The organism is Allorhizobium borbori, from assembly GCF_014196535.1.
Taxonomy (GTDB): domain Bacteria; phylum Pseudomonadota; class Alphaproteobacteria; order Rhizobiales; family Rhizobiaceae; genus Ectorhizobium; species Ectorhizobium borbori.
This window is the reverse complement of record NZ_JACIDU010000030.1, coordinates 18,825-30,104: the sequence shown is the minus strand read 5'-3', so window position 1 is coordinate 30,104 and position 11,280 is coordinate 18,825. Positions and strand designations below refer to the sequence as shown.

The following is an 11,280-nucleotide window of genomic DNA, read 5'->3' as shown; positions in this document are numbered from 1 at the left end:
AGGAACTTGACCACGACCGCAGACCCGAAACATACCTAACACGCGGGTCAATTCTCGGTGGAAACGCCGGGTCAGTTCTCAGTGGCAATCAACACAGCAGCCCCGATAAGGCCGAAGGTGTCGTGATGGAGATCACCCAGAGCGGCGGGAAGGCCGTGGCGCTGAAGCTCGACGTCGGCGACATCGGCGCGTTCCCCGCGTTCCGTGATGAGGTCGCCTCGAAGCTTCGGTCCGTCTTTGACCGGGAAGATTTCGACTATCTCGTCAACAATGCCGGATATGGCCTCTTCAATCCGATCGCGACCGTCACGGAAGAACAGTTCGACGGATTGTTCAATGTCCATCTCAAGGGGCCGTTTTTCCTGACCCAGATCCTGCTGCCGCTGATGGCGGACGGTGGCCAGATCGTCAACATCACCAGCGCCACCTCGCGCGTCGCGACCGCTGGCGTTGCGCCCTATGCCTCCTTCAAGGGTGGTCTCGAGGTCCTGACCCGCTACATGGCCAAGGAGTTCGGCGAGCGGGGCATCCGGGCCAACTCGATCGCACCCGGTGCAATCCGCACGGAACTCGGTGGCGGCCTGAACGACGAGTTCGAGGCCATGCTGGCAGGCCAGACCGCGCTCGGCCGCGTCGGCGAGCCAGAAGAGATCGGTGGCGTCGTGGCCAGCCTTCTGTCGACCGAGAACCGCTGGATCAACGCCCAGAACATCGAGGTCTCGGGCGGCTACATCATCTGAGTAGAGGAGAGCAGCATGCTCGATCATGTCTTCATTTCCGTCAGCGACATCGATCGGTCGATCGCCTTCTACGAGGCGACGCTGGTACCGCTCGGGATCGTCCATGCGCACGACTATGACGGCAAGGACGGGCCGCCCGGCCATCCTGATCTGAAGGGGTTCGGCGCGAACGGCCGGGTGTTCTTCTGGCTCCGCGAAGGCGTGGTCGAAGGCCGTGCCGCTCATATCGGCTTCGTCGCCGTTGGCACCTCCCAAGTCGACGCCGCCTATGCCGCCGCTATCGCCGCGGGCGCGTCGAAAATCCATCCGCCGGGAGCGCAGCTCCACTACGACCCTCGCTACTATGCCGCCCAGGTTCGAGATCCTGACGGCTACAGCCTCGAATTCGTCTACAAGGAATGGCAGCACTGACATGACAAAACGGATGATCTATGGCGCGACCGGCTATACCGGCCGCATGGCGGCGGAACATGCGAAAGCGGCCCGCACGCCTCTCGTTCTCGCCGGCCGCAACGAGGCGGCCCTCGCCAAACTCTCTGCAGAACTCGGCGTCGAATACCGCGTCTTCGGCCTCGACGATGCGGCGGCGATCGACGCCGGTCTAGCTGGCGTCTCCGTCCTGCTGAACTGCGCAGGACCATTCATGCGCACCGCCGATGCGCTGATGACGGCGTCGATCCGCAGCGGTGTGCATTATCTCGACACGGCGGCCGAACTCGACAGCTACCGTCTGGCCGGCACGCTCGACGACGACGCGAAGGCCGCAGGCGTGATGCTCATGCCGGGTGGTGGCGGAAGCGTCGCCATGCTCGGCAGTCTCGCCGGACATGCGGTCGCTCGTGTAATCGACCCTCGCAAGATCAGGATCGCGCTGCATGTCGCAGGCGGACTTTCGCGCGGGTCGGCGATCAGCGCCATGGAAAATGTCACCGTCGAAACCCTGGCGCGGGTGGACGGCGAGCTTGTCGCGATTGCCGCCGACGGCATCCGCAAGTTCGATTTCGGCAAGGGCGCAGTCGACTGCTTCCCGGTGACGCTGCCCGATCTCATCACCATCTGGCGGGCGACGCGGGTCCCCGACGTCGAGACCTTCGTGCATGGCACCGGCGATGGCTTCCCGCAGGGTGATCTCTCGACTCTCCCGGACGGCCCGAGTGAAGAACAGCGGCTGGCGAACCGCTACCAGGCGGCCGTCGAAGTCACCGACGCAGATGGGAAGGTCACCCATTTCATCCTCGACACGGTCAATGGCTACACGTTCACGGCGATGGCGGCGGCCGAGGCTGGACGTCGTGTCCTTGGCGGCGAATTCCGTTCCGGCTTCCAGACGCCTGCGGCATTGTTCGGAAGCGGCTTCGCGCAGACCATCGCCGACACGACGATCAACGATGTCTGAGGAGCCAGGCACCATGCAGAAGCTCGTCGAATCCTTAATCGCGACCGCCAACGCCTTCGACGTCGAAGGAACACTGTCTCTGTTCGCAGCCGACGCCGTCATCGACGATGTCTCGGTCGGCGACGCCTTCGTCGGCCGCGATGGTATCAGGCAGTACCTCGAGCGGTTCTTCGTCGGCTACAGCACCAGCAGCAAGCTGCTGTCCATCGAAGAACTTGACGGCCTCCATTCGGATGTCCGCCTCGATTTCACAGGCGATTTCGGACAGGAGATCGGGATATTGAAGATCGCGGTGAATTCCGACGACCTGATCGAGCGCATCGACGCCGATCTTGAATAACAGACCAACCTTCCAGTCTGATCGAACCAGAACCATCAGCGCGCAGCGCGCCTATGCCGGGAAAGGCGTGCATTCCGCAGGCCTCCGGCACGACAACGAGTATGTTCATGACGATATCGCCATCGTTTACACGGGACGCAGCCGACCGGCTCGACGTCGTCGAGGCCCTCTATCGCTTCGCCGCCGGCATCGATCTTCGCGACAACAATCTCCTCGCATCATCGCTGGCGGAGAATGCCGTCTCCGACTTCCGACCGGCTGCCGCCAAGGCCGGCTTCGAATATCCTGTCATCGAGGGCCGGGATGTCATCGTCTCGGCACTGACGACGTCGCTCGCCACTCTGGACACGACGCATTCCGTCAGCAATCCGCGGGTGACGATCGAAGGCGACACGGCACGGATGGACGTTCTCGTTGAAGCCCAGCACGTTCCCCGCAGCGATCCCTCGCGTCACTAGCTGATGAAGAACCGCTACGACGTCGGGCTGAAGAGGAGCGGCGACATCTGGGTCATCACCCGCAACACGGTCGACAATATCTGGCGCTCCGGCTATATCGGAGTTCTTTCCGGGATCTAGCCTCTATTATGTGTGCTCAAGCAGGGCGGCGGCGAGACATTGTCACCGCCTTAGTAGCTTATGGCGGCGAGGTGGCGCGATGCCCACTTTGGCGCAAAGCGGCCATCCCCCGGCAATGTGACCTTCTTCGCGAAAGCAGAAATTATTGCCGCTCTGGCGCCCCGTTGACTGATGCCCAAAGCCAGGGCACAAAGGTCGCATCCACGGTCGCTCGCGGCAGGAAAAATAGGGAATTCTAAGGCTGTTTCGATAAATCATTGAAATCATGTGAGAATACAGACTGCTCAGCCAATCCATATCTCCCCTACGAAATCAGACATGTATCGCGCTTAGCGGTAGCTTTGCATCCTATTCATCACCGATGTTTCCAGCGGAACCGGACGGCGACGCAGATTTCGATCCAGCTCCGATAATTCGTGCAGAGACACCGGCGCCAGAGGCTTCAGGCTACCGTGGCTCGCTTCCGGCGTGAGGATTTGATCGGCCAGACAACCAACCCCGGCCCATTGCGGAATGCGGGCGCCTTCGTCATGCCCAACACCGCTTTTTCTTCTGCTCGCCAGACAAGCGCTGGTCGCCGCACCCACGCTCGACCCTCTTTTCACTCCGCATATCAAGCCGCTGAGACGCATGCTTGGTCGAGAGCTGGGGGCAGAGGGCGATCTCCCGCGACGAAGCCTCTCGGAGCGGTTCTCGCGCCAGCCTGTCGGATCATGAGCCGCAACGAAAAACCTCCCCGCCTTGTGACGGGGAGGTCTCTTTATCCGGCAATGCCGTGCGCGCCTGAAATCAGGCAGCAGCGGTGGCGTAACCTTCGGTCGGAACTTCCGAGATCGTCTTCAGAACCTGGGAAGCGATCTGGTAGGGGTCGCCCTGGGAGTTCGGACGACGGTCTTCCAGATAACCGCGGTAGCCGTTGTTGACGAAGGAATGCGGAACGCGGATCGAGGCGCCACGGTCGGCAACGCCGTAGGAGAACTTGTTCCACGGAGCCGTTTCGTGCTTGCCGGTCAGGCGCAGATGGTTGTCCGGGCCGTAGACGGCGATGTGGTCGTCGAGGTTCTTTTCGAACTGGGCCATGAGGGCTTCGAAATAGGCCTTGCCGCCGACTTCGCGCATGAACTTCGTGGAGAAGTTGCAGTGCATGCCCGAGCCGTTCCAGTCGGTGTCACCGAGCGGCTTGCAGTGCCATTCGATGTCGATGCAGTACTTTTCGCACAGGCGCGTCAGCAGGTAACGAGCCATCCAGATTTCGTCAGCGGCCTTCTTGGAGCCCTTGCCGAACACCTGGAATTCCCACTGGCCCTTGGCCACTTCGGCGTTGATGCCTTCGTGGTTGATGCCGGCGGCGAGGCAGAGGTCGAGGTGCTCTTCAACGATCTGACGAGCGATATTGCCGACGTTCTTGTAGCCCACGCCCGTGTAGTACGGACCCTGCGGAGCCGGGTAGCCCTGCTCCGGGAAGCCGAGCGGACGGCCGTCCTTGTAGAAGAAGTATTCCTGCTCGAAACCGAACCAGGTGTCGGCATCGTCGAGGATCGTGGCGCGGCTGTTGGACGCGTGCGGGGTCTTGCCATCCGGCATCATGACTTCGCACATGACCAGAACGCCGTTCGTGCGGGCCGGATCCGGGTAGAGCGCAACCGGCTTCAGAACGCAGTCGGAGCTGCGGCCTTCGGCCTGCTCGGTCGAGGAACCATCGAAGCCCCAGAGCGGAAGCTGTTCCAGCGTCGGGAACGCGTCATATTCCTTGATCTGAGTCTTGCCGCGAAGGTTCGGAACGGGCTTGTACCCATCGAGCCAGATGTACTCGAGCTTAAATTTGGTCATTCGGTTCTCTCACTACGTGATGTTGCAAGGCCCTTGCAATCCCGCCGGCGCGGCTTTTGAAGGTCGCCAAATCACATGCACGCCGCGTGCCAAACCGAGCACCACACGACGCCAATCGAACAAATCCTTCTAATTAAATGCCAAAAAGATCATTTTCCCACCAGTGACGGAAGCATAGGCAGTTTTGCGCATTACATTTTCGGCACGATGATCATTTTGTGACCATTGCCCTGAGATAGGCACCAAAATCGCGAAAATTTTCCATTACGACGCCACCCGCAAATGATAATAAAATAGGCGTAGAGATTAAAAAATACGCATAACCTAACCGGATGGACAGCGTGCACAGAGAGTAGCCGAGGAAGGAATGATTATGACCACAGGTTTTCACCACGACACCGCCAAGATTTACCAGTTCCCCGTCGCCAGTCGCCGCCAGAATTTTGGGCAGCGGACGGAAGGCATGTCGTCATCGGTCCTTCTTTTCCCCGAACCCGTGCAGCAATATGCCGTCGTCGATACCTGCTGGTACCATCAGGAAGCCCTGACGACGGACGACAAGTCGAAGAACTGAACCGCATCTGAAACGAAACGCCCCGGTCGGACCGAAGGTTCTGGCCGGGGCGTTTCGTTTCATGGCTTGCAAGGCGCCCTCAGGCGCTCGCCTCCCCATAGCGGGCGGCGGTTATGCGCAGGCGTTCCGCATAATCGTAGATCTGGTCGAGTGAATCCACGATCATCCGCTCCTCGGCTTCGCCATCGAACAGCCCGATATATTTGACACTGCGATTGAAATGCAGACGCGCCAGCGGACGACGGTTGTTGTCGTCAACCAGGATGGCGCAATAGGACTTCGCATCGCGCATGAAGACGCGCCGGCCGGGAATCGTGTCGCGCACGATGGCCTTGACGATCATGTAACCCTCAACCTCTTCGGGCGTGGTGACGATGTCCGGTTCTGCCTCGACCGTTGCGCTGACCGCCTCCACAACCTCCTGCGTATCGGCCAGCGCATTCGTCAGGCGGCTTTTCACCGTGTCCATGATGACATCGCGGAAGGCGGCCCGCACCACGCCGGTCAGCATTTCCTTGACCTGCGCCGTCAGTCGCCCTTCATAAATATCGGCCGCCACCAACCGGACGAAATCCTCAGTCGGTTCGTCAATCAGCCGGGCAATGACCTGCTTTATGCCGGAGGTGTATTTCAACCGCTCCGCCGTCGCGAGAATGGCCTCCACATTGAACGCCGCCTTTTCGAACTTGCGTAGCTCAGCGATGGCATTGGGCTGGAGATCGGTGATATCGAAGATCAGGAAGGGGCGCGTGTCGAGCTTGTTGGGCTCTTCGAGGTCGGTGTAGAAATTGAAGCTGCGGCCATTGGTCAGGATGGCGAACTTCGCCTTGGTCACCGTAAAGTAACGGAAAAGCTGGTCGAGATGCTTTTTCTCAAGGGTCGTGGCGATCGGCTTGCATTCTATGAGAATACGAATGTCGCCGTCGATCTTGATGGCGTAATCGACTTTTTCGCCCTTTTTGCCCACGGCGTCGGCGGTAAATTCGGGAATGACCTCGTGCGGATCGAATACATCATAGCCCAGCGCCCGCAGAAAGGGCAGAACCACCGCCGTTTTTACGGCTTCTTCCGTTGCCATGGTGCTGGAATGGGATTTGACCCGCTCGGACAAGGCACGGAGACTGTCTTCCAAAGTGCTCACGCGAATACCCCCTCGACGTTGCATGAAATTGCACTCATAAGATGAATTTATTCATTTCACAACCAATTTTCAAGGCGGCTTCTCCATTGCTGAAATCAATGGAGAAGCCGATAGGCACGTCATGAAAATTCCGATAAAAGCGACCACAAGATCACGGGGCGACAGGTGTCGCATCAGCCGATTCGATGGGCTATCCGTTTTGCCAGGAGTGGTTGCGTGACCGATATTCCGGTCAGAAAGAGCAGGGTCGTGTTCGTCAGCCTGACGCTGGCGATCGTCGGCGCGATCGTTGCCACGGTCCTTCTGGCCAATGACCGCCGCCACCTCAATGCCCTGCTCGTCTACTACGGTTACATGGAGCCGCCGCAGCCCGAACCGCCGCTGGGCAAGAAACGCCGCAACCCGGCGGGCGATACCGTGCCGCTTTCGGGCACCGGTGCCGAAAGGCTGTTTTCCGGTTCGGGCATGACGCCATTCGCACGCATCATTCACTTTCCGGCACCGGATATGTGCAAGCTCTTCAGCAACCGGGGCTATGAGGGGGAAGGCTGGCAACCCTCGCCGCTGGGCGAGGCATCGGAATGCACCGCTGAAAAGGCAATCGCCGGCTCCGAGGACGCGGGAGAAGCCCCGGCCTCACTCTTCGTGGTAATCCGTGGCACGGCCCAGGACGATATCACCGCGTTGCGCATCAAGATGCTCGCCCCGGCTACGCCCCATGGGGAAGCAGCCCTGAAGGAACTCGATTCCGCGCTCGCGGACCTGATCGAAGCAACCGGCTGGAGCGACCTTACCCCTCTGCGCCACCGCATTCTGGCGCTTGAGGACGTCAACATGACGGATTACAGCCTGTCCGTGACGTTCAAACGGGAAATCACCAACCCCGACGCCTATAATCTGATCATCCGGCCGGCATCCTCCAACCAGGATACGCACCGGCTGGAACGCCCCGCACGCGCCGGCGCCTTCAATCAGCCGGTCAATCAGGCACCATAAAGCGGTCCGGCGGATATTTTTCCGGTTTTCGGCGCGGCGGCGCGCGGCTATCGCCACCCGGCTGGTTTACCGTTCCCGCAAGCAAGCGCCCGGCTATGGCATCCGCCGCCGCTGTTGTCCCCGCATCGGAATAGAAATTTCCGCGCACCTGGATCGATACGGCAAGCAACCGATAGAAGGCCGATGTCAGAGCCGGATCGGGCCGCTCGGGGGCCTGCCAGAACGCATCGAGCGGCTTCTGGTCTGTCATGCCGGCAATGTCATAGATCGCAGCCCCCAGCACCTTGGCGGGGATGCCATCGCGAAGTCCGTGGAGGGCCGCGGTCGAGTTGACGGTGACAATCCCCGAGCAGCCGTCGATGAGCGCGCCCAGATCGCCCCCGCCGAGATAATGCACCCGCTCGCCGACACCAAGCCGCTGCGCCCGCGCCATAATCTGCCGCGCCCAGCCGATCAGCCCGTTATCCAGAGGGTGAACCTTGATGGCAAGGCGGGCGTCGCGCGGGGCATGCGCTGCAAACGAAGACAGCACCTCGGCTATCGCCTGCGGCTGACCGTTATAGGGAGAATGGGCGCGAAGCTGAAAATCCGTCTGCAATTGCAGGGGATAGACGAACCAGGGCGCACCGGAAGCTTTCAGTGCGGCTGTCTGCGCCACAGCCCGCGCGTGGCGACGTTTTTCCGTGGCAAGCTGCGCGATCCAGCCGGCATATTCGGCCAGCGGGTGAAAGAGCGCATGACGGTGATAGAAGGGATAGAGAAAACCGAGGAAGACGGAGGGCAGATTGTAGGCCAGATCGTAGAGTGCTTCGGCGAGGAAGGTCTGGCGGTAAAGGCGCGTCCAGTCCGGTTCAGGCAGATCCCGTGCCGCTTCCAGAATAGCGGCGGGGTCGTTCGGAAAATGCGAGTTTGACGACATGCCGTCGCGCTCGATGGTCACCCAGTCGGGGCGCAGATAGCCCATTTCCACGACAAAGGCCGATGCCCCCGCTTCCCGTGCCGCGCGGATGGCTTCCGCGTGATAGGCCCGCTCCTCGCCCAGAAGAACGAGGCCGCCGATCTTGCGGCTGCGGATCACCTCACGAATGAACGCCCCCCAGTTTTCCGGCCGTCCGCGATAGGCGATGGCGCCATGGCGGCGCCAGAACACCTGATCGCCGGCATGGAGATTGATGCGAAAACACGCGTGGCCTGCGGCCTCCAGCCGGTCGGCGATCTTCATGAACAACGGCGAGGACGGTCCCTGCAAAAAAAGCCAGGCCGCCTTGCCGCTCATCGGAACTGTTCCTTGTAGAGATGCGAGTGCCACAGCAGCGTTTCGAACAGGTTCCACGGCGCTTCGACGCGGGCGCGGGTGGGCTTGTGCGCTTCCTGTCGCGCGCCGCCCAGCGGCACGATGAAGTAGTCCGTGCGCGGGTCCGGAAACGGATCGGCGAAGCGCTTGAGAAGGGGCGCATGGTCGCCGTAGAAGGTGAGCCAGACCGGCCGTTCCAGCTTGTCCAGTTCCTCGACAAGCGCGCCGAGGGCGGCATCGGCCCGGCGCAGCAGTTCTCGGTAGATCTCTACGGGGTCCGTCATGCCTTCGCAACGCCCCGGTTCCCACGGGCCGTGATTGGCCATGGAAGCGACGAAAAGCAGCGCCGGCCGGGCGTCCTCCAACGCCCCGACGATATTCACCACCTTTTCCGTCAGCCGCTGATCGGACACGTAGGGACCGTCACGCTCGGGGTTGTGGTCGAAGGCATCGAGCATGGTCATTTCGCTGAAGCCGAGCAGCGGCATCGCCTTGTTGCGATGGAAGAAGGTGCTGTCATAGGGGTGGATGAAATGTGTGAGCCAGCCGGCCTTGCGCAGTTTCGATGGCCACACGATATCCGAATAATGCGCGGCGCGCAGATAGGGGTAGCTGGCATCCGCGTGCACATCGTCCGGCTGCAGCCCGCTCAGCACGGAGAACTCCGTTCTCAGCGTATAACCACCCTCGAACACGCTGGTGAGACGTCCCCACTGGGCAGCGCGCTCCTTGAGCCTGTCGATGGTCGGCAATTGAAGCTCGGCGTCCCCGACATTACGCAGATCGAGGAAGGATTCCGATTGCCAGACGACGACCAGCGGGGCATCGCCTTCTTCCGCACCGATCAACTCGTGGATAACGTTCTGCAATCCGTGCGTCAGTTCCGCGACGATGGCATCGCGGCGCATGCCCAGCCAGATCATGAAGTGATATGCAACCGAGGTGAAGGTGCCGAAGCGCACCGTATTCACCTTCACCTTTAGCGTTCGCAGCAGCTTTTCGGAAATCCAGGAAGCCGCCTGCCCCACAGGCCGCACGAAAAGCAGGATGATCGGCAGAATGGGCACGGAGAGGCCGACGAGAACCCAGAAGAAGCGGAACCTGTCCGGCAGGACGGAAGGCTCGAAGACCATGAAGGCCGCAGAGGCGCCGAACACATAGCCGAGCGCCACGATCCAGAACAGGATGTTCAGCCGCGTGGCGTAGAAGATCGTCTTGTATTTGAAGACATCCATGACCAGCGCGATATCGGAGAACACCAAGGGTTCACGGATGAAGATGAATTTGGCGCGCGAGATGCCGGTGAAGATGACGAAGAAGCTGATCGTGCCCACAGCGCCGTAAAGCGGCCGCCAGGAAATGGCGAAGAAGATGGAGAAGACAAACAGGATGATCGGCAGCCGCGCGGCCAGTTCCAGCGCAATGCGGCCGGGCGTGCGCTCGATGCGGCTTCTGTCACGCTCGCTTTTGGGCATGGCGAAGGGGTCCGTCAGATAGACGACCAGCGCCGCGACGGCGTAACACGCCACCGTCAAGGCAACCGGATGATCGTGCAGACCTTCAAACATTCCCCGTCACTCCGTCATGCGCGTCTTCCACGCGCCGCCCGCCAGTAGATGACAGGTTTGATAAAGGCGCCGAACAGCGCCAGCATGGTCAAGGCAAACCCGAAATGCACTTCCGCAGCGCCGCGATCAAGCCCCTTTACGATCCTTTCGGCAACCACCAGCGGCTCCCACGGGTGCAGAACCCCCATGATCGCCTTGGCCTCGACCGGGCGCGCCAGCATTTCCCGCTCGTATTGCGGCGTGCGCGTATCCGGCGGATAGCAGACCGAAACGACCACGCCAAACGGGCGCGCTTCCGCCCGCAATGCTTCGGCAAAGCCTTTCAGCGCTGCTTTCGAGGCACAATAGGCCGCATAGGCCGGAATGCCGATCTGCGCAGCCCCCGATGAGACCAGCATGATGCGTCCCCTGCCGCGCGCCTTCATGCCGGTATAGACCGACCGCACGGCATGCGCCACGCCGAAGACATTGACGTCGATCTGCGCCTGAAAGGTTTCCGGGAATTGGGCGTCAAAGAAGGCGGGATCGACCCGACCGGCCGCAGCCACCAGAAGATCGCACGGGCCATGAACCGATTCGGCCTGCCGGATCGCGGCTTCCACGGCCGCGCCATCCACCACATCGACCGAAGCCGTGTGGATACGCGCCGTCACCTCGCTGCGGTCCGCCGCCAGGAAGCGTGCGGCTTCCTCCAGAAGATCGACGCGCCGGGCCAGAAGCGAGACATGGTAGCCCCGTTCCAGATAGAGCCGGGCGATCTCCAGCCCTATTCCGCTCGATCCGCCGGTTATGATCGCATGCGTCATGAATGCGCCCCGCCGGC

Annotated in this window: 13 protein-coding genes; 7 read left to right on the top strand and 6 right to left on the bottom strand. The window is 61.0% G+C overall.

Translation table 11 applies throughout. The features are described 5' to 3' along the window. The first annotated feature begins 50 nt into the window (after positions 1 to 50). From GGQ66_RS21640 to GGQ66_RS21620, 5 genes are all read left to right on the top strand, one after another. Complete coding sequence (locus GGQ66_RS21640; protein WP_370686407.1) at positions 51 to 740, top strand: SDR family NAD(P)-dependent oxidoreductase; 690 nt, start codon at positions 51 to 53, stop codon at positions 738 to 740. 15 nt (positions 741 to 755) lie between these two features. After that, positions 756 to 1,151, top strand: a complete 396-nt coding sequence (locus GGQ66_RS21635) for a VOC family protein (protein ID WP_183795592.1) — start codon at positions 756 to 758, stop codon at positions 1,149 to 1,151. A 1-nt stretch (position 1,152) separates the two neighbouring features. Beyond that, entirely contained in the window at positions 1,153 to 2,136 is a 984-nt protein-coding gene (locus GGQ66_RS21630) for a saccharopine dehydrogenase family protein (protein ID WP_183795590.1), read from the top strand. Positions 2,137 to 2,149: 13 nt separating this feature from the next. Beyond that, positions 2,150 to 2,476 carry a nuclear transport factor 2 family protein gene (locus GGQ66_RS21625; protein ID WP_183795588.1) on the top strand — a complete coding sequence of 109 codons (327 nt, stop codon included), beginning with the start codon at positions 2,150 to 2,152 and terminating at the stop codon, positions 2,474 to 2,476. Positions 2,477 to 2,583: 107 nt separating this feature from the next. Then, positions 2,584 to 2,934 (top strand): nuclear transport factor 2 family protein, encoded by a 351-nt coding sequence (locus GGQ66_RS21620; protein ID WP_210287366.1) that lies wholly within the window; start codon positions 2,584 to 2,586, stop codon positions 2,932 to 2,934. Between the two features lie 449 nt (positions 2,935 to 3,383). On the opposite strand, the gene GGQ66_RS21615 is transcribed toward GGQ66_RS21620, so the two are convergent. Both GGQ66_RS21615 and GGQ66_RS21610 read right to left on the bottom strand, forming a co-directional pair. After that, a complete protein-coding gene (locus GGQ66_RS21615) occupies positions 3,384 to 3,641 on the bottom strand; it encodes a hypothetical protein (protein WP_183795585.1) in 258 nt (85 codons plus the stop codon). A 202-nt stretch (positions 3,642 to 3,843) separates the two neighbouring features. After that, the gene (locus tag GGQ66_RS21610) at positions 3,844 to 4,884 is read right to left on the bottom strand and encodes a glutamine synthetase beta-grasp domain-containing protein (protein ID WP_183795583.1); all 1,041 of its coding nucleotides are present in this window, start codon (positions 4,882 to 4,884) and stop codon (positions 3,844 to 3,846) included. 373 nt (positions 4,885 to 5,257) lie between these two features. Between GGQ66_RS21610 and GGQ66_RS21605 the strand changes: the two genes are divergently transcribed. Beyond that, entirely contained in the window at positions 5,258 to 5,458 is a 201-nt protein-coding gene (locus GGQ66_RS21605; RefSeq protein WP_183795581.1) for a DUF2735 domain-containing protein, read from the top strand. Positions 5,459 to 5,537: 79 nt separating this feature from the next. Here GGQ66_RS21605 and GGQ66_RS21600 read toward each other — a convergent pair whose 3' ends face one another. Beyond that, entirely contained in the window at positions 5,538 to 6,599 is a 1,062-nt protein-coding gene (locus GGQ66_RS21600; protein ID WP_370686406.1) for a type I restriction endonuclease, read from the bottom strand. Between the two features lie 216 nt (positions 6,600 to 6,815). On the opposite strand from GGQ66_RS21600, the gene GGQ66_RS21595 reads away from it, so the two are divergent. Continuing rightward, positions 6,816 to 7,595, top strand: coding sequence for a DUF6030 family protein (locus GGQ66_RS21595; RefSeq protein WP_183795579.1), 780 nt, complete (start codon positions 6,816 to 6,818; stop codon positions 7,593 to 7,595). Here the strand turns inward: GGQ66_RS21595 and GGQ66_RS21590 are convergent. The 3 genes from GGQ66_RS21590 to GGQ66_RS21580 are packed head-to-tail and all read right to left on the bottom strand — an operon-like array spanning position 7,579 to position 11,263. Further along, positions 7,579 to 8,871, bottom strand: a complete 1,293-nt coding sequence (locus GGQ66_RS21590; RefSeq protein ID WP_183795577.1) for a capsule polysaccharide biogenesis protein — start codon at positions 8,869 to 8,871, stop codon at positions 7,579 to 7,581. The genes GGQ66_RS21595 and GGQ66_RS21590 overlap by 17 nt on opposite strands. Next, positions 8,868 to 10,457: an LTA synthase family protein gene (locus GGQ66_RS21585; RefSeq protein ID WP_183795575.1), complete on the bottom strand. Its 1,590-nt coding sequence runs from the start codon at positions 10,455 to 10,457 to the stop codon at positions 8,868 to 8,870. The genes GGQ66_RS21590 and GGQ66_RS21585 overlap by 4 nt, the downstream gene beginning before the upstream one ends. 14 nt (positions 10,458 to 10,471) lie before the next feature. Further along, positions 10,472 to 11,263, bottom strand: a complete 792-nt coding sequence (locus GGQ66_RS21580; protein WP_183795572.1) for an SDR family oxidoreductase — start codon at positions 11,261 to 11,263, stop codon at positions 10,472 to 10,474. Positions 11,264 to 11,280 lie beyond the last annotated feature (17 nt).

Coding starts and splice junctions, on each gene's coding strand:
- GGQ66_RS21635 (WP_183795592.1), top strand. CDS start 756: ATGCTCGATCATGTCTTCATTTCCGTCAGCGACATCGATCGGTCGATC.
- GGQ66_RS21630 (WP_183795590.1), top strand. CDS start 1,153: ATGACAAAACGGATGATCTATGGCGCGACCGGCTATACCGGCCGCATG.
- GGQ66_RS21625 (WP_183795588.1), top strand. CDS start 2,150: ATGCAGAAGCTCGTCGAATCCTTAATCGCGACCGCCAACGCCTTCGAC.
- GGQ66_RS21620 (WP_210287366.1), top strand. CDS start 2,584: ATGACGATATCGCCATCGTTTACACGGGACGCAGCCGACCGGCTCGAC.
- GGQ66_RS21610 (WP_183795583.1), bottom strand. CDS start 4,884: ATGACCAAATTTAAGCTCGAGTACATCTGGCTCGATGGGTACAAGCCC.
- GGQ66_RS21605 (WP_183795581.1), top strand. CDS start 5,258: ATGACCACAGGTTTTCACCACGACACCGCCAAGATTTACCAGTTCCCC.
- GGQ66_RS21590 (WP_183795577.1), bottom strand. CDS start 8,871: ATGAGCGGCAAGGCGGCCTGGCTTTTTTTGCAGGGACCGTCCTCGCCG.
- GGQ66_RS21585 (WP_183795575.1), bottom strand. CDS start 10,457: ATGTTTGAAGGTCTGCACGATCATCCGGTTGCCTTGACGGTGGCGTGT.
- GGQ66_RS21580 (WP_183795572.1), bottom strand. CDS start 11,263: ATGACGCATGCGATCATAACCGGCGGATCGAGCGGAATAGGGCTGGAG.